The sequence below is a fragment of the Pseudomonas sp. NPDC096950 genome (assembly GCF_044762525.1).
Classification (GTDB): domain Bacteria; phylum Pseudomonadota; class Gammaproteobacteria; order Pseudomonadales; family Pseudomonadaceae; genus Aquipseudomonas.
In genome coordinates this window covers 20964-39191 of sequence record NZ_JBIWEL010000027.1, presented here as the reverse complement: position 1 = coordinate 39191, position 18228 = coordinate 20964, and the positions used below count along the sequence as shown (strand labels likewise).

The window sequence follows — 18228 nt, the reverse complement described above, 5'->3', positions numbered from 1 at the left end:
AGTCGTGAAACCTGATTGCCGGGTATGACTGTGTGAATGCAAGGGGCCGCTTCGCGACCCAACGGGGGCAAGCCCCCTCGCCACAGGGTGCGCGCCAGCCTGGAGACCCTCTACACAGGCCGACCCGCTACTCAATCCCCACCTGATTCCGCCCATTATTCTTCGCCAGGTACAGCCCCTTATCCGCCGCCGAGATCAATTGCCGGCAATCACTGCCCGCCTGCGGGGTAATCGTCGACAGGCCGATACTGATCGTCAGATTCGACCCTTCAACCGGGAACACGTGGGGAATCTTCAACGCCGCCACGGTCTGGCGCAGTTTCTCCGCCACCAGTCGTGCCCCGCCCGGTGAAGTATTTGGCAGCACCAAGGCAAATTCTTCGCCGCCATAACGGGCCGGCAGGTCCGAAGGGCGGGCGCTGGCGTCGCGGATGGCCGTGGCGACCTTGCGCAGGGCTTCGTCGCCTTCGAGGTGGCCGAAGCTGTCGTTGTAGGACTTGAAGTAATCCACATCGATCATCAGCAATGACAGTTGAGTCTGGTCCCGCAGTGAACGGCGCCACTCCAGTTCCAGGTATTCGTCGAAGTGACGACGGTTCGACAGGCCGGTCAGGCCGTCGGAGTTCATCAGGCGTTGTAGCACCAGGTTGGTGTCGAGCAACTGCTGCTGGCTGACCCGCAACGCGCGGTACGCCGCATCCCGTTGCAGCAATGTCATGTAGGAGCGCGAGTGATAGCGGATGCGCGCCACCAGTTCGATGTTGTCCGGCAGTTTCACCAGGTAATCGTTGGCCCCGGCCGCGAACGCCGCGCTTTTGATCAGCGGGTCTTCCTTGGTCGACAGGACGATGATCGGAATGTCCTTGGTCGCCGGGTGGTTGCGGTATTCGCGCACCAGGCTCAGACCATCGAGACCGGGCATTACCAGGTCCTGCAGGATCACCGTCGGCTTGATCCGAATCGCCTGGGCAATGGCCTGGTGCGGGTCGGCGCAGAAGTGGAAGTCGATGTTCTCCTGGTTCGCCAGACCGCGCCGAACCGCCTCGCCGATCATCGCCTGATCGTCCACCAACAACACCATGGCGGCGTTTTCGTCGGTCTTGAAGTCGTCGAGCTGTAAGTCATTCATGTGCGGTCACCTGAGTACTACTTGGGCCAGGATTGCTGAGAAAAATCTTCATTTCGGGAATATCTCCAGCAATCGTGGCGCTATCTTTTCCAGTGGGCGAATTTCCACGGCGGCGTCGATGGCCGCAGCCGCTTTCGGCATGCCGTACACCGCACTGCTGTTCTGGTCCTGAGCAATCGTCAGGTAACCCTGTTGGCGCATGAGCTTAAGCCCCTGCGCCCCGTCGCGCCCCATGCCGGTCAGCAAAACGCCGACGGCGTCGCCGTTCCAGTAACTGGCCACGCTCTCGAAAAACACATCGATCGAGGGCCGGTAAATCTCGTTGACCGGTTCGGCGGTGTAGGCCAGCGTCCCGTTCTTCAACAAGCGAATATGGTGGTTGGTGCCGGCCAGCAACACCGTGCCGGCCTGGGGCGGTTCACCCTCCAGAGCCAGGCGCACATTGAGGCCGCTGGCGCTGCTGAGCCATTCGGCCATGCCGGCGGCGAACACCTGGTCCACGTGCTGCACCAGCACGATGGCCGCCGAAAAATCCTGCGGCAGGGCTTTGAGCAAGACTTCCAGCGCCGCCGGCCCGCCTGCTGACGAGCCGATGGCCACCAGTTTTTGCCGTGAGCCCGAGCTGCGCAGCGTGCTCGGCGCCGAGCGCACGCGATTGCCCTTGTCGCCGATCAGCCAGCCAATGTTCATGATCTTGCGCAGCAACGGCGCCGCCGCTTCCGCAGGATTGCCGGCACCGATCGCCGGCGTGTCGACCACATCCAGCGCACCGTGGCCCATGGCTTCGAACACCCGGTGCACGTTCTGCTGGCGGTCGACGGTGACAATCACGATGGCGCACGGGGTTTCGGCCATGATTCGCCGGGTCGCCTCCACGCCATCCATCACCGGCATGATCAGGTCCATCAGGATCAGGTCCGGGGTGTTCTCGGCACAGCGTTGCACCGCCTCGGCGCCATTGCTGGCCACCCAGATCACCTGATGCGCCGGTTCGAATGCCAGGGCGCGGCGCAGGGCCTCTACCGCCATGGGCATGTCGTTGACGATTGCGATTTTCATGCCCGCGCTCCTCCGATGAGCTCAACCACCGCATCAAGCAGGGCGTCGTCATGAAAACTGGCTTTGGCTAGATAATAGTCGGCTCCGGCGTCCAGTCCACGACGACGGTCTTCTTCCCGGTCTTTATAGGACACCACCATAACCGGCAGCGATTGCAGGCGATTGTCCCGGCGCAATAAAGACACCAGTTCGATGCCGTCCATGCGCGGCATATCGATGTCGGTGATCAGCAGATCAAAATCCTCCGAACGCAGGGCGTTCCAGCCATCCATACCGTCCACCGCGACGGCCACGTCGTAGCCGCGATTGAGCAGCAACTTGCGCTGCAACTCGCGCACGGTCAGGGAATCGTCCACCACCAGAATCCGCTTGCGCGCCGCTTCCGTGGCTTGGTTGCTGTGGCGGGCAATGCGTTCCAGACGCCCGGTGTTGAGCAGTTTGTCCACCGAGCGCAGCATGTCTTCGACGTCGACGATCAACACCACCGAACCGTCATCGAGCAAGGCCCCGGCGGAAATATCCTGAATTTTGCCCAGCCGCTCATCCAGCGGCAATACGACCAATGTCCGCTCGCCAATAAAGCGCTCGACCGCTACGCCGTAGATTGCATCGCGCTCACGAATCACCACGACCTTGAGGGTTTGCGGGCTGTTCTGGCTCGCCGGGCGCTGCAACAACTGACTGGCCGCGACCAGGCCGACGTGCCGGCCTTCATACCAGAAGTGCTGCCGACCTTCGAGCTGGACGATGTCTTCCGGTTCCAGGTCGCACATGCGCTCGATGTGTGCCAACGGAAAGGCGTAAGCCTCATCGCCGACTTCAACTACCAGGCTGCGCACCACCGACAGGGTCAGCGGTACTTCCAGATGGAAGCGACTGCCCTCGCCCGCCGTCTGCTCCAGCACCACCGCGCCGCGCAACTGGCGGACCATGTGCTGAACCGCGTCGAGACCGACGCCGCGTCCGGAAACTTCGGTGACCTTGTCCCTCAGGCTGAAACCCGGCAGGAACAGGAAGGTCAGCAGTTCTTCTTCGCTCAACTGCGCCGCGGTTTCCGCCGGAGACAATTGCCGCTCGATGATGCTGCGACGGACCTTTTCCAGATCGACGCCATTGCCGTCATCGCTGAGTTCCAGCACCAGCAAACCGGCCTGGTGGGACGCGCGCAAGCGGATCAGGCCCTCCGCCGGTTTGCCGGCCAACAACCGTTGTTCCGGGGTTTCGATGCCGTGGTCCACGGCGTTGCGCAGCAGATGAGTCAGCGGCGCTTCGAGTTTTTCCAGTACGTCGCGATCAACCTGGGTCTTTTCGCCTTCGATTTCCAGGCGCACCTGTTTGCCCAGATCACGGCCAAGGTCGCGGACCATTCGCACCTGGCCGGTCAGCACATCGGCAAACGGCCGCATGCGACAGGCAAGTGCCGTGTCGTACAACACCTGCGCACGCTGACTGGCGTGCCAGGCGAACTCATCCAGTTCGGCGTTCTTTTCCACCAGCAGTTGCTGGGATTCCGCCAATAACCGGCGGGCATCGTCCAGCGCTTCCTGGGCTTCCAGGCTCAACGCCATATCCTTGAGATGGACGTTGAGATTTTCGAGGGCGCGCAGGCCGTTGCTTTGCGTGCGTTTGAGCCGTTGCATGGTGGCCAGGTGCGGTTTGAGCCGCAGGGTTTCCACCAGGGATTTGCTCGACAAGTCGAGCAGGCTGTTCAGCCGTTCGGCGGTGACCCGCAGCACGCGCTCGCCGTTTTCGGTGGTGCGTTTGGTCTTGCGCGGCGATTCAGCCGGAGTAATCGCTGGCGACTCGATCACCGGAATCGGCACCTCGACCGCTGGCGGCTGCGATTGCTGCTCGTCCATAAAGGGTGCGATCGGCGTGCTGATCGGCGGCGCCAGGGCCATCGGGTCGAGCAAGCGCCCCATCAGCGCCACATAGGCGTCGATTTCCACCGCCGACGGCGCGTTGTTCGGCGTGGCGATGCGCATCAGCAGATCGGTGCCTTGCAACAACGCGTCGATGTGTTCCGGGCGCAGATACAACCGCCCTTCCTGGGCGCTGACCAGACAATCCTCCATTACATGGGCCACGCTGACCCCGGCATCCACGCCGACAATCCGCGCCGCGCCCTTGAGCGAGTGCGCCGCGCGCATGCACGACTCCAGGTGATCGGCCTGAGTCGGATCCCGTTCAAGGGCCAGCAGACCGGCGCTCAGCACCTGGGTCTGGGCCTCGGCTTCCAGGCTGAACAGCTCCAGCAAAGACGAGTCGCGCATTTGCTCGGGGGTCATGTGAGGCTCCGGGTCACGGCGGACAGCAACTGTTCTTCATCCAGCCAACGCAGGCTGCGACCTTTGAATTGCAACACGCCACGGGTGTACTTGGCGCTGGCCTGGGCGCCGGATTGCGACGCCGCTTCGAGGATGCGCTCGTCGATGGCGTGAATCCCGTCGACTTCGTCCACCGGCACCACCACCGGCCCGCCCCGGGCGGCGATGATCAACATGCGCGGCATGACCCGCGCGCTCGCAGACACATTGTTGGTGGCATCGAGCCCCAGCAACTCCACCAGCGACAGGCACGCCACCAACGCGCCGCGTACATTTGCCACGCCAAGCAGGGCCCGGGAGCGCTGATGCGGCAAAGAGTGAATGGTTTGCAGCGGCGCCACTTCCACCAGACTGCGGGTGGCCAGGCCCAGCCATTCTTCACCGAGACGGAACATCAGCAGCGAGCGGGTTTTAACATCGGTTTCGACCGCCGTCGCCACCTGATCGCGATCTTCCTGCGCCAAGGCGTAGCGATCGAGCAAACGGGTGGCGGCGGCCGAATACACCGCACAATTGCGGCAATGAATGTGCTCGGCTAACAGCGGGCAGGACTTGTCGCCGTGGATACCGATGCGGTTCCAGCAGTCGTCGATGGCCTGGGCATCTTCGTGGGTGACGCTCAAGGAGTCGGAGACGGTCATCGTTTACGCTCACTGTCAGCGGCGCGCTCGCTGCGGGCGGCGCGTTCCTGCAATCGTCTGGCGCCCGCCGTGTCGCCCTGGGATTGCAGCAAGGCAGCCAGGTGCATCAACGCGTCGGGGTGTTGCGGTTCGAGGTACAACGCCTTGCGATAAAACCCTTGGGCTTCAAGTGCGCGGCCAGCCACATCGCTGAGCAGCCCCAGCCAATAAAACACCTGGGCCACCGGTTCGTGACTGCGTAGATAACTTTCGCACGCGGCGCGGGCTTCGGCACTCTTGCCTTCATTGGCCAACGCGGCGATGTTCGCCAGCAGCGTGGCGGCGTCCGGGTTGGCGGTTTTCAAGGTGTTCGGCAATGGCACGACAGTGGCGAACGGCCGGCTGCGTACCGGCGGCGGGGCCACGCTGCGCACTGGTTGGCGCACCGGCAGCGGGGTCGGCACGAACGCCGGCAGAGGCTCGGGCTCCGGCGCGCTTTGGCGGCTGAAGGCAAACGACTGCGGGATGCCGATCGAACGCATGCCCAGACGCCCGAGCAAACTGCCCTCGGCCGGGCCGATAAACAGCACGCCGTCGACGTGGGTCAGGCGCTTGAGCACTTCGAACACTTGTTGCTGGGTCGGTTGGTCGAAATAGATGAGCAGATTGCGGCAGAACACAAAGTCATAGGGCGGCTCGTTGGCCAACAAGGCGGTATCCAGCAAATTGCCGACCTGCAAACGCACCTGTTCCAGCACCCGCTCGTTGAGCCGATAGCCGTCCTCTTCAGCACTGAAATGCCGGTCACGAAATTCGATGTCTTGCCCGCGAAACGAGTTCTTGCCGTACAGCGCACGCTTGGCTTTTTCCACCGACAGCGGGCTGACGTCCATGCCTTCGACCTTGAACTGATGGGGTTTGAGCCCCGCGTCCAGCAAGGCCATGGCGATGGAATACGGCTCTTCGCCGGTGGAACACGGCAGGCTGAGGATCCGCAGCGCGCGCATGTTGTTGATGCCGGCCAGGCGTTTGATCGCCAGTTTCGCCAGGGTCGCGAAGGATTCCGGATAACGGAAAAACCAGGTTTCCGGGACGATCACCGCTTCGATCAACGCCTGCTGTTCGTCCCGCGAGCCTTGCAAGGTGTGCCAGTACTCGTCGGCGGTCAGCGCCTGGGACGCCGTAGTGCGCTGACGCACCGCGCGCTCGATAATGGCCGGGCCCACCGACGCGACGTCGAGGCCGATGCGATCCTTGAGGAAATCGAAAAACCGCTGGTCGCTGCTCATGATGGCTCCTTAAGCAGGTCCAGGGGCTGCGCCGGAAACAGCAGCGCACGCACCTGCTCATCGAGCAGATCGGCGACGCGCACCCATTGCAGTAAACCCTGGGCATCCTTGCGTACCGGACCGAGGTACGGTGCCTGGCGATTGTCCAGGCCATACGGCTGAAAATCCGCCGGATTGCAGCGCACGGTGTCGGTGGCCTGTTCCAGGATCAGCCCGAGCAACTGCGTCGGCGTGGCCTCGTCCGGCCGATAGTGCACCAGCACCAGGCGCGTGCTGGTGCGGGCCTGGGCCGGTTGGCCGAAGGTCAACGCACTGAGGTCGATCACCGGCACCACGGCGCCACGATAGGCGAACACCCCGGCGACCCAGTCCGGGGCTCGGGCAATCGGCTTCAGCGGCAGGCGCGGCAGTACTTCCGCCACTTCGATGGCTTGCAGGGCATAACGCTCGTTACCGATGCGAAACACCAGGAACAGCGCAAGCTTCGCCGCTGCCACGGCACTGCGTTTAGCCGTGAGCTCGCTCATCAGACTTTGAATCGCGAGACGCCGCTGCGCAGCCCGACGGCCACCTGGCTCAGTTCGTCGATGGCGAAACTGGCCTGGCGCAAGGACTCGACGGTCTGGCTGCTGGCATCGCCCAACTGCACCAGCGCGTGGTTGATCTGTTCGGCGCCGGTGGCCTGGGCCTGCATGCCTTCGTTGACCATCAACACCCGCGGCGCCAGCGCCTGGACCTGATGGATGATCTGCGACAGTTGCTCGCCGACCTGCTGCACTTCGGACATACCGCGACGCACTTCTTCGGAGAATTTGTCCATGCCCATGACCCCGGCCGATACCGCCGACTGGATTTCACGGACCATTTGCTCGATGTCGTAAGTGGCCACTGCGGTCTGGTCCGCCAGACGCCGAACTTCGGTGGCGACCACGGCGAAACCGCGACCGTATTCACCGGCCTTCTCGGCCTCGATGGCGGCGTTGAGCGACAACAGGTTGGTCTGGTCGGCGACCTTGACGATGGTCACCACCACCTGATTGATGTTGCCGGCCTTCTCGTTGAGGATCGCCAGTTTGGCGTTGACCAGATCCGCCGCGCCCATCACCGAATGCATGGTGTCTTCCATGCGCGCCAGGCCTTGCTGCCCGGAACCGGCCAGCACCGAGGCTTGATCGGCGGCGGTGGAGACTTCGGTCATGGTGCGCACCAGATCACGGGACGTGGCGGCGATTTCCCGGGACGTCGCGCCGATTTCCGTGGTGGTCGCGGCGGTTTCGGTGGCGGTGGCTTGCTGCTGTTTAGAGGTGGCAGCGATTTCAGTTACCGACGTGGTGACCTGCACCGACGAGCGCTGGGCCTGGGAGACCAGGGCGGTGAGCTCGGTCATCATGTCATTGAAGCCGGTTTCCACGGCGTTGAATTCGTCCTTGCGCTCAAGGTTCAAGCGACTGCTGAGATCGCCGGTGCGCATGATTTCGAGGATCTGCACGATGCGGTTCATAGGCGCCATGATCGCCCGCATCAGCAGCAGGCCACAAAGGCCGGCGGCCAATACTGCGATCAGCAGGGACACACCCATGATGACCTTCGCGGTGACCACGGCATCATCGATGTTCACCATGTCCTGGTCGGCCACGGCTTTGTTTTCGCGCAGGATGTCATTGAGCTTCATGCGCCCGGCGGTCCACGCCGGGGTCAGTTGTTCGTTGAACAACTTGATGGCCTCGGCTTCCTGATTGTGTTTATGCAAGTCGAGTACAGCGGCGAGGATCGTGCCGTATTGCTCGTGGAGTTTTTCGAAGGAGGCGAATTCGACCTTGTCTTCTTCGGTGGTCACCGTGCTGCGATAGCTGGCCATCGCTTCCTGGACGCGCACTTCGAAGCTTTTGAACTCGGCGGCGTCCTCGGCACTGATGCCCTGCCCTTCCTTCAATCCGAGCATTTCCTGGGTCTGGAGAAAACTGTCGACCCAGGCGCCCCGGATGGTCGAGCTGTAATAGACCCCGGGCAGCGCGTCGTCACGCACGCTTTGCTCGCTCTCTTCAATCTTCAGCAACCGGGAATAAGAGACGACCACCATCAACAACATGATGGCAATAATGACCGCAAAGCTCGCCAAGATGCGTTGGCGCAACGTCCAGTTCTTCACAGTATGTCCTCGGGGCCATTTTCAAATGCTGCGGAGTATAGCTGAGGGCGCTGTTTCATTTATAAGACGGACGCTCCCGGCGTCATCTCGATCGTAAAAAATCGTGACGGGCTCTGGAATGGGACTTTCCGCTAGATGAGGGGATGCTTGCCAGTGGTGATCTGGCAGAAAGGGACCGTGGATTGGTCATTGGGGGCTGGGGTGCTGCTGAAAAAGCGTTCGCGACCAGGCTCGCTCCTACAGTTTTGATCGCTGGCGGACACAAATTCTGTGCTTCCTGAAGATCTCCTGTGGGAGCGGGCTTGCTCGCGAAAGCGGTGGCTCAGTAAAAGATGTATTGCCTGACACGACGCCTTCGCGAGCAAGCCCGCGCCCACACTTGAAGGCTTGGGGTTCTACATCGCAGCCTGCCGCACCTGCTTCTCAAGCTCAGCCTTCAACCCCGGCTCCAGCTTCAATTGGCGCGCCAGTTCATCGAGGTAGGACTTCTCCATGAAGTTCTCCTCATCCACCAGCATCACACTGGCGATGTACATTTCGGCGGCCATTTCCGGGGTGCTGGCGGCGCGGGCGACGTCGGTCGGGTCCAGGGGTTTGTTGAGTTCGGCGTGCAGCCAGTGCTGCAGTTCCTGGTCGTTATCGAGCTTGGTGAATTCGCCTTCGATCAACGCGCGCTCACGCTCATCGACATGACCATCCGCCTTGGCTGCGGCGACCAGCGCCTTGAGAATTGCCTGACTGTGTTGTTCAACCTGCGCGGCAGGCACGCGATCAACCGTTTGTGGCTCGGTCTTCGTCGCAGTGCCCTGCTGGGCCTGCCAGTTACCGTAAGCCTTGTAGGCCAGGACGCCCAGCGCCGCGAGGCCGCCATAAACGACGACCTTACCGCCCACTTTGCGAACCTTCTTGTTACCCATCAGCAGCCCCATCGCCCCGGCCGCCAACGCGCCGCCACCCGCGCCCGACAGCAAGCCGCCAAGGCCACCCGAGCCACCACTGCCGCCGAGCAAACCACCCAGCCCACCGCCGCCAGAGGCCTTGTTCTGATGTCCGCCGGCCTTGTTCTGCAACATGTCCTGGCCGGACTTGAGTAGCTGATCGAGCAATCCACGGGTGTTCATTTGCTGCCTCCACGAATTCGGGGTAACCGGATCATTCAGGCCCCCAGCCTAGATCGAAAGTGCCCGCGACCTGCCCGCGAGAGTGCTTCCAGATGTTGCTCAATCGCCGAGGCCCCCATCTGGGTCATCGATTAAAAAGATATACACTCGAACAAATCTATAAAAACCGCCCACCGGGTACTTTTCCCATGATGACCTTGCGTCAGATCCGTCATTTCATCGCCGTGGCCGAGACCGGCTCGATCTCAGCCGCTGCGCAAACCGCATTCATTTCCCAGTCCACCCTGACCCTGGCGATCCAGCAACTGGAGCAGGAAATCGGCGTCAGCCTGTTCAACCGACACGCCAAAGGCATGACCCTGACCCACCAGGGTCATCAATTCCTACGCCAGGCGCACCTGATTCTGGCCACCGTCGATAACGCCAAACGCAGCCTGCAACAGAGCACGGATCAGGTTGCCGGGCAGTTGATCATCGGCGTGACCAGCCTCGTCGCCGGTTATTACCTGGCGGATTTGCTCACCCGATTCCAGCGCGCCTACCCCAACGTCGAGATTCGCGTGATGGAGGACGAACGGCCCTACATCGAGCATTTGCTGGTCAGCGGCGAGATCGATGTCGGCGTGTTGATCCTTTCCAACCTCGAAGACCGCCACGCCTTGCAGACCGAAGTGCTGACCCACTCACCCCATCGCCTGTGGCTACCGGCCCAGCATCCATTGCTGGAACACGACAGCATCAACCTCGCCGACGTAACGCGAGAGCCTTTGATTCAACTGAACGTCGATGAAATGGACCGCAACGCCCAGCGCATGTGGTCGGCGGCTTCGTTGCAGCCGCGCATCACGTTGAGGACTGCGTCGACGGAAGCGGTACGAAGCCTGGTGGCCGCTGGCTTGGGCGTGTCGATCCAGCCCGACATGACCTACCGCCCCTGGTCCCTGGAGGGCGACATCATCGAAGCCCGCCCCATCGCCGACCTCAGCCAGACCCTCGACGTCGGCCTGGCCTGGCGTCGTGGCACTGCGCGGCCGGCGCTGGTGGACCCATTCCTGACCGTCGCCCGCGAACAGCCTCACGGCGGGCGCAAGCCATCTATTTAATCGAACGCCACCTTCAGTATTAAGAATTTGTCGACCTCGGGCTCGCGCACTAGTCTTGTTACATCTTTATAAGACGGTCGGGGCTCCAGTCACTGGGAGCCCCATGGCCACACAAGAAAAGAGAACCCGAAAAATGGCTGGCGCGCAGACTCCGTTGTTCACCGCGTTGTTGATCGATGGCGAATTGGTCGCGGGCCAGGGCTTTGTCGAGCCGATCCTCAACCCGGCCACTGGGGAAGTGCTGACCCACATCGCCGAAGCCAGCACCGAGCAAGTCGAAGCCGCGATCCTCGCCGCCCACCGCGCCTTTTCCAGTTGGTCGCGGACCACGCCGCAGCAACGTTCCAACCTGCTGCTGGACATCGCCAACGCCATCGAGAAAAACGCCGACCTCCTCGCCCGCCTCGAATCCCTGAACTGTGGCAAGCCGTTGCACCTGGCCCGTCAGGATGATTTGAGCGCCACGGTTGATGTGTTTCGTTTCTTTGCTGGCGCCGTGCGCTGTCAGACCGGCCAGCTCAGCGGTGAATACCTGCCGGGTTACACCAGCATGGTGCGGCGTGATCCGATTGGCGTCGTCGCGTCCATCGCGCCGTGGAACTACCCGATCATGATGGCCGCATGGAAAATCGCCCCGGCCCTCGCCGCTGGCAACACCTTGGTATTCAAGCCTTCCGAACACACGCCATTGTCGATCCTCGCGTTGGCGCCGGCGCTGGCCGAAATCCTGCCGCGCGGGGTGATCAACATCATCTGCGGCGGCGGTGAAGGCGTTGGCAGTCACTTGGTCAGCCACCCGAAAGTACGGATGGTGTCGTTGACCGGCGATATCGTCACCGGGCAAAAAATCCTGCAAGCCGCTGCGAAAACCCTGAAGCGCACTCACCTCGAACTCGGCGGCAAAGCCCCGGTGATCGTCTGCAACGACGCGGATATTCAAGCGGTGGTCGAAGGCGTGCGCACTTACGGCTATTACAACGCCGGCCAGGACTGCACCGCCGCGTGCCGGATTTATGCACAGGCTGGAATCCATGATCGTTTAGTCGCGGAATTGGGCGCGGCGGTCAGCAGCCTGCGTTTCGCCGGTAAACGCGACGTCGACAACGAAATCGGCCCGCTGATCAGCACCCGTCAGCGCGACCGCGTAGCCAGTTTTGTCGAACGCGCCCTCGGCCAGCCGCACATCGAACGCGTCACCGGTGCGGCGGTGCATTCCGGCGCCGGTTTCTATTACCAGCCGACCTTGCTCGCCGGGTGCAAACAGAGCGATGAAATCGTCCAGCGCGAGGTGTTCGGACCGGTGGTCACCGTCACCCGTTTCGATGAACTCGAACAAGCCGTGGACTGGGCCAACGATTCGGAATACGGCCTCGCCTCCTCGGTCTGGACCCAAAACCTCGACAAAGCCATGCAGGTCGCGGCGCGCTTGCAGTACGGCTGCACCTGGATCAACAGCCATTTCATGCTGGTCAGCGAAATGCCCCATGGCGGCCTGAAGCGTTCGGGCTACGGCAAAGACTTATCCAGCGATTCGCTTCAGGACTACAGCGTGGTGCGGCACATCATGGCCCGCCACGGCCAGCATCTCTGACTACGCTAATAACAAGCCGCTCACGGCATGCTTCACCACGTTCACAACTGCCCCGACCATAATTAAAGAAGAGGGAAACCCCATGTTCGTGCACAAGACCGCACTGCTCAGTGCAATCACCACTGCATTGCTCGCCAGTGCCAGTATCCAGGCCGCCGAACCGCTGAAAGCCGTCGGTGCTGGCGAAGGTCAGCTGGATATCGTGGCCTGGCCCGGCTACATCGAACGTGGCGAGAGCGACAAGGCCTACGACTGGGTCACCGGTTTCGAGAAGGAAACCGGCTGCAAGGTCAATGTGAAAACCGCCGCCACCTCCGATGAGATGGTCAGCCTGATGGCCAAGGGCGGGTATGACCTGGTCACCGCGTCGGGCGATGCCTCGTTGCGCTTGATCGTCGGCAAGCGGGTGCAGCCGATCAACACCGCGTTGATCCCGAACTGGAAAGGCCTCGACCCGCGCCTGAAAGATGCGCCGTGGTACGTGGTCAACAAGCAGACTTACGGCACCCCGTACCAGTGGGGCCCGAACGTGCTGATGTACAACACCAATGTGTTCAAGACCGCGCCGACCAGTTGGGGCGTGGTGTTCGACGCGCAAAACCTGCCGGACGGCAAGGCCAACAAGGGTCGCGTGCAAGCGTATGACGGCCCGATCTACATCGCCGACGCGGCGCTGTACCTGAAAACCACCAAGCCTGAGCTGGGCATCAAAGACCCGTATCAACTGACAGAAGCGCAGTACAAAGCCGTGCTCGATCTGTTGCGTGCCCAGCAGCCGTTGATTCACCGCTACTGGCACGACACCACCGTACAGATGAGTGACTTCAAGAACGAAGGCGTGGTCGCGTCCAGCGCCTGGCCGTATCAGGTCAACGGCCTGATCAACGAGAAACAGCCGATCGCTTCGACCATCCCGAAAGAAGGCGCCACCGGATGGGCCGATACGACCATGTTGCACACCGAGGCCAAGCATCCGAACTGCGCCTACAAGTGGATGGATTGGTCGTTGCAACCGAAAGTCCAGGGTGACGTAGCGGCGTGGTTCGGCTCGTTGCCAGCGGTGCCGGCGGCGTGCACCGGCAGTGAATTGCTCGGTGCCGAGGGTTGCAAGACCAACGGTTTCGACCAGTTCGAGAAAATCGCCTTCTGGAAAACCCCGCAGGCTGAAGGCGGCAAGTTCGTACCGTACAGCCGCTGGACCCAGGACTACATCGCGATTATGGGCGGTCGTTAAGCCCCTTCGCGAGCAAGCCCGCTCCCACATTTTGATCGCACTCCAATGTGGGAGCGGGCTTGCTCGCGAAGCTTTTAAGGTTTTTCAGTTTTCGGAGCACCGCACCATGACGCTTGCAGTCCAGTTCACCAACGTTTCCCGGCAGTTCGGCGAAGTGAAGGCCGTTGACCGGGTTTCCATCGATATCCAGGACGGCGAGTTCTTTTCCATGCTCGGGCCTTCGGGCTCGGGCAAAACCACGTGCCTGCGCCTGATCGCCGGGTTCGAACAACCGAGCACAGGCTCGATCCGTATTCACGGCGAAGAAGCCGCCGGGCTGCCGCCGTATCAGCGTGACGTGAACACCGTGTTCCAGGATTACGCGCTGTTCCCGCACATGAACGTTCGCGACAACGTCGCCTACGGTCTGAAAGTCAAAGGCGTCGGCAAGGCCGAACGCCAGAAACGCGCCGAAGAAGCCCTCGACATGGTCGCCCTCGGTGGCTACGGCGAGCGCAAACCGGTGCAGTTGTCCGGCGGTCAGCGCCAGCGTGTGGCTTTGGCCCGCGCCCTGGTCAATCGCCCTCGCGTGTTGCTGCTCGACGAACCCCTCGGCGCGTTGGACTTGAAGCTGCGCGAACAGATGCAAAGCGAGTTGAAGAAGCTGCAACGCCAACTCGGCATCACCTTCATTTTCGTCACCCACGACCAGACCGAAGCACTGTCGATGTCCGACCGCGTGGCGGTGTTCAACAAGGGCCGTATCGAACAGGTCGACACCCCGCGCAATCTCTACATGAAACCGGCGACCACCTTCGTTGCGGAATTCGTCGGCACCTCCAACGTGATTCGCGGTGATCTGGCCAAGCAGTTGAGCGGCAATCCGCAGCCGTTTTCGATACGTCCGGAACACGTGCGTTTTGCCGAAGGTCCGCTGGCCAGCCATGAGATTGAAGTCAGCGGCTTGCTCCACGACATCCAGTACCAGGGCAGCGCCACCCGCTATGAAGTGAAACTGGAAAACGGCCAGACCCTGAACATCAGCCAGGCCAACGTCCAGTGGCTGGACACCAGTGCCCAGCATCATACCGGGCAACGCATCAGCGCACGCTGGGCTCGCGAAGCCATGATTCCGCTACACGACACTGTTGCCGGCGGGGTGTGAGATGAACACCTTGGCCATCTCCCAAACCCCGGCCAGCGGTTCGCCGTTGCGGCGGTTTTCCAACCTGCTGTATCGCCGGCCGAACTTTTACCTGGCGCTGTTGCTGGTGCCACCGCTGTTGTGGTTCGGCGCGATTTATCTCGGCTCGCTGCTGGTGCTGTTGTGGCAGGGTTTCTACACCTTCGACGACTTCACCATGGCGGTCACCCCCGACCTGACCCTGGCCAACTTCGCCGCGCTGTTCCAGCCGTCGAATTTCGACATCATCCTGCGCACCCTGAGCATGGCGATTGTGGTGTCGATTGCCAGCGCCATCGTCGCGTTCCCGATTGCCTACTACATGGCGCGCTACACCACCGGCAAGACCAAGGCGTTTTTCTACATCGCGGTGATGCTGCCGATGTGGGCCAGTTACATCGTCAAGGCGTATGCCTGGACCTTGCTGTTGGCCAAGGGCGGCGTGGCGCAGTGGTTCGTTCAGCACCTGGGGCTGGAGCCGATTCTGCAGTTTGTGCTCGGGATTCCCGGCGTCGGCGGCAGCACCTTGTCGACCTCGCACCTGGGGCGTTTCATGGTGTTCGTCTACATCTGGCTGCCGTTCATGATCCTGCCGATCCAGGCTTCGCTGGAACGCCTGCCACCGTCCTTGCTGCAAGCCTCGGCGGACCTTGGAGCGAAGCCGCGCCAGACCTTTATGCAGGTGATTTTGCCGCTGTCGATCCCGGGCATCGCCGCCGGGTCGATCTTCACTTTCTCGCTGACCCTGGGCGACTTCATCGTGCCGCAACTGGTGGGGCCACCGGGGTACTTCGTCGGCAGCATGGTGTACGCCCAACAAGGTGCGATTGGCAACATGCCGATGGCCGCTGCGTTCACATTGGTGCCGATTGTGCTGATCGCCGTTTACCTGACCATTGTCAAACGACTGGGGGCCTTCGATGCACTCTGAGAAAGCATCTATTGGCTTGCGCATCGCAGCCTGGGGCGGGCTAGTGTTTCTGCACTTCCCGATCCTGATCATCTTCCTCTACGCCTTCAACACCGAAGACGCGGCGTTCAGCTTTCCGCCGAAGGGCTTCACCCTGAAGTGGTTCAGCGTGGCGTTTTCGCGGCCCGACGTGCTGGAAGCGATCAAGCTGTCGGCGGAAATTGCCGCCATCGCGACGCTGATCGCGATGGTCCTCGGCACCCTCGCGTCGGCAGCGTTGTACCGCCGGGAGTTCTTCGGCAAGCAAGGCATCTCGCTGATGCTGATTCTGCCGATTGCGCTGCCGGGGATCATCACCGGGATCGCGCTGCTGGCGACCTTCAAGACCTTGGGGATCGAGCCGGGGATGTTCACCATCATCGTCGGCCACGCGACCTTCTGCGTGGTGATCGTCTACAACAACGTCATCGCCCGCTTGCGCCGCACCTCCCACAGCTTGATCGAAGCCTCGATGGATCTTGGCGCCGACGGCTGGCAGACCTTCCGCTACATCGTCCTGCCAAACCTAGGCTCGGCGTTGCTGGCCGGCGGCATGCTCGCGTTTGCGCTGTCGTTCGACGAAATCATCGTCACTACTTTCACCGCCGGCCACGAACGCACCCTGCCGCTGTGGCTGCTCAACCAGCTCAGCCGCCCACGGGACGTGCCGGTGACCAACGTTGTCGCGATGCTGGTGATGATGGTGACCATGCTGCCGATCCTTGGCGCGTATTACCTGACACGGGGTGGCGAGAGTGTGGCGGGGAGCGGCGGGAAATAGATCAATCACTGACAACCACTATTACCTGTGGGAGCGGGCTTGCTCGCGAAAGCGGTGGTTCAGCCAACATCAATGTTGAATGTAATGGCCCCTTCGCGAGCAAGCCCGCTCCCACGTTGATCCGGTTCCGACAGAACAATAAAAGCTGCAATGAGGACACAAACCATGCAAACCAAACTCTTGATCAACGGCCAACTGATCGACGGCGAAGGCCCCGCCCAACCAGTGTTCAACCCGGCACTCGGCCGAGTACTGGTGGAAATCAACGAAGCCAGCGAAGCCCAGGTCGATGCCGCTGTGCGCGCCGCCGACAACGCCTTCGAAGCCTGGTCGCAAACCCCGCCGAAAGAACGCTCGCTGCTGCTGCTCAAGCTCGCCGACGCCATCGAAGCCCATGGCGAAGAGCTGGCCAAACTGGAATCGGACAACTGCGGCAAACCCTACAGTGCCGCGCTGAATGACGAGATCCCGGCGATTGCCGATGTATTCCGTTTCTTCGCCGGCGCCAGCCGTTGCATGAGCGGTTCGGCGGGCGGTGAATACCTGGCCGGCCACACCTCGATGATCCGCCGCGACCCGGTGGGCGTGATCGCTTCCATCGCGCCGTGGAACTACCCGCTGATGATGGTCGCCTGGAAAATCGCCCCGGCCCTCGCCGCCGGTAATACCGTGGTGCTCAAGCCGTCGGAACAAACCCCGTTGACCGCCTTGCGTCTGGTGGAACTGGCGTCGGACATCTTCCCGGCGGGCGTACTCAACCTGGTGTTCGGTCGCGGTCCTACGGTTGGCAGTCCGCTGGTTACGCACCCGAAAGTGCGCATGGTGTCGCTGACCGGTTCCATCGCCACCGGCGCCAACATCATTTCCAGCACAGCCGATAGCGTCAAACGCATGCACATGGAACTGGGCGGCAAGGCTCCGGTGATCATCTTCGATGACGCTGATATTGATGCCGCCGTGGAAGGTATTCGTACCTTCGGTTTCTACAACGCCGGGCAGGATTGCACCGCCGCTTGCCGCATCTATGCGCAAGCAGGCATCTACGAAAAATTCGTCGAGAAGCTCGGCGCAGCGGTCAGCACGATCAAGTACGGCCTGCAGGATGACCCGGCGACCGAGTTGGGGCCGCTGATCACCGCGCAACATCGCGACCGCGTGGCCGGGTTTGTCGAGCGTGCCGTGGCGCAGTCGCACATCCGTTTGGTCACGGGCGGCAAAGCGGTGGAAGGCAATGGTTTCTTCTTTGAACCGACGGTGTTGGCCGACGCGCAGCAGGACGATGAAATCGTGCGTCGCGAGGTGTTTGGGCCGGTGGTGTCAGTGACCAAGTTCAACGATGAAGCGCAGGTACTGGGCTGGGCCAACGATTCGGACTACGGCCTGGCATCGTCGGTCTGGACCTCGGACGTTGGTCGCGCCCATCGCCTGGCCGCACGTTTGCAGTACGGCTGCACCTGGGTGAACACGCACTTCATGCTGGTCAGCGAAATGCCTCACGGCGGTCAGAAATTGTCCGGCTACGGGAAGGACATGTCCATGTACGGGCTGGAGGACTACACCGTCGTTCGGCATGTGATGTTCAAACATTAAAAGCTTCGCGAGCAGGCTCGCTCCCACATTTTGATCGTGTCCCCCTGTGGGAGCGGGCTTGCTCGCGAAAGTGTCACCACGACCTCAAGGATGATCTCGGCAATACGCACCACCCAGGCTCGAC

At 61.7% G+C, this 18228-nt stretch carries 15 protein-coding genes; 7 read left to right on the top strand and 8 right to left on the bottom strand.

Going from position 1 to position 18228, the window contains the following annotated elements; genetic code table 11:
* Positions 1-127: 127 nt before the first annotated feature.
* From ACIQY3_RS29060 to ACIQY3_RS29025, 8 genes are all read right to left on the bottom strand, one after another.
* A complete protein-coding gene (locus ACIQY3_RS29060) occupies positions 128-1129 on the bottom strand; it encodes a diguanylate cyclase domain-containing protein (RefSeq protein ID WP_403026732.1) in 1002 nt (333 codons plus the stop codon).
* Between the two features lie 48 nt (positions 1130-1177).
* Positions 1178-2188, bottom strand: coding sequence for a chemotaxis response regulator protein-glutamate methylesterase (locus ACIQY3_RS29055; RefSeq protein ID WP_403026731.1), 1011 nt, complete (start codon positions 2186-2188; stop codon positions 1178-1180).
* Positions 2185-4476: a hybrid sensor histidine kinase/response regulator gene (locus ACIQY3_RS29050; RefSeq protein WP_403026729.1), complete on the bottom strand. Its 2292-nt coding sequence runs from the start codon at positions 4474-4476 to the stop codon at positions 2185-2187. Before ACIQY3_RS29050 ends, ACIQY3_RS29055 begins: the two co-directional genes overlap by 4 nt.
* Positions 4473-5156 (bottom strand): chemotaxis protein CheW, encoded by a 684-nt coding sequence (locus ACIQY3_RS29045; RefSeq protein WP_403026727.1) that lies wholly within the window; start codon positions 5154-5156, stop codon positions 4473-4475. The genes ACIQY3_RS29050 and ACIQY3_RS29045 overlap by 4 nt, the downstream gene beginning before the upstream one ends.
* Positions 5153-6424, bottom strand: coding sequence for a CheR family methyltransferase (locus tag ACIQY3_RS29040; RefSeq protein ID WP_403026724.1), 1272 nt, complete (start codon positions 6422-6424; stop codon positions 5153-5155). Before ACIQY3_RS29040 ends, ACIQY3_RS29045 begins: the two co-directional genes overlap by 4 nt.
* A complete protein-coding gene (locus ACIQY3_RS29035) occupies positions 6421-6951 on the bottom strand; it encodes a chemotaxis protein CheW (RefSeq protein WP_403026723.1) in 531 nt (176 codons plus the stop codon). Before ACIQY3_RS29035 ends, ACIQY3_RS29040 begins: the two co-directional genes overlap by 4 nt.
* Positions 6951-8573 carry a methyl-accepting chemotaxis protein gene (locus ACIQY3_RS29030; protein ID WP_403026721.1) on the bottom strand — a complete coding sequence of 541 codons (1623 nt, stop codon included), beginning with the start codon at positions 8571-8573 and terminating at the stop codon, positions 6951-6953. Before ACIQY3_RS29030 ends, ACIQY3_RS29035 begins: the two co-directional genes overlap by 1 nt.
* A gap of 395 nt (positions 8574-8968) precedes the next feature.
* Positions 8969-9694 carry a tellurite resistance TerB family protein gene (locus tag ACIQY3_RS29025; protein ID WP_403026718.1) on the bottom strand — a complete coding sequence of 242 codons (726 nt, stop codon included), beginning with the start codon at positions 9692-9694 and terminating at the stop codon, positions 8969-8971.
* Positions 9695-9882: 188 nt separating this feature from the next.
* Here ACIQY3_RS29025 and ACIQY3_RS29020 point away from each other — a divergent pair, with 188 nt between their 5' ends.
* From ACIQY3_RS29020 to ACIQY3_RS28990, 7 genes are all read left to right on the top strand, one after another.
* Positions 9883-10797: a LysR family transcriptional regulator gene (locus ACIQY3_RS29020; RefSeq protein WP_054047295.1), complete on the top strand. Its 915-nt coding sequence runs from the start codon at positions 9883-9885 to the stop codon at positions 10795-10797.
* A 133-nt stretch (positions 10798-10930) separates the two neighbouring features.
* Positions 10931-12388 (top strand): gamma-aminobutyraldehyde dehydrogenase, encoded by a 1458-nt coding sequence (locus ACIQY3_RS29015; protein WP_403026714.1) that lies wholly within the window; start codon positions 10931-10933, stop codon positions 12386-12388.
* An 82-nt stretch (positions 12389-12470) separates the two neighbouring features.
* Complete coding sequence (gene ydcS / locus ACIQY3_RS29010; protein ID WP_403026711.1) at positions 12471-13622, top strand: putative ABC transporter substrate-binding protein YdcS; 1152 nt, start codon at positions 12471-12473, stop codon at positions 13620-13622.
* Between the two features lie 106 nt (positions 13623-13728).
* Positions 13729-14766, top strand: a complete 1038-nt coding sequence (locus tag ACIQY3_RS29005; protein WP_403026708.1) for an ABC transporter ATP-binding protein — start codon at positions 13729-13731, stop codon at positions 14764-14766.
* A gap of 1 nt (position 14767) precedes the next feature.
* Positions 14768-15715 carry an ABC transporter permease gene (locus ACIQY3_RS29000; RefSeq protein ID WP_403026706.1) on the top strand — a complete coding sequence of 316 codons (948 nt, stop codon included), beginning with the start codon at positions 14768-14770 and terminating at the stop codon, positions 15713-15715.
* The gene (locus ACIQY3_RS28995) at positions 15705-16514 is read left to right on the top strand and encodes an ABC transporter permease (RefSeq protein ID WP_054047303.1); all 810 of its coding nucleotides are present in this window, start codon (positions 15705-15707) and stop codon (positions 16512-16514) included. The genes ACIQY3_RS29000 and ACIQY3_RS28995 overlap by 11 nt, the downstream gene beginning before the upstream one ends.
* A gap of 165 nt (positions 16515-16679) precedes the next feature.
* Positions 16680-18104 (top strand): gamma-aminobutyraldehyde dehydrogenase, encoded by a 1425-nt coding sequence (locus ACIQY3_RS28990; RefSeq protein WP_403026702.1) that lies wholly within the window; start codon positions 16680-16682, stop codon positions 18102-18104.
* Positions 18105-18228: the final 124 nt, after the last annotated feature.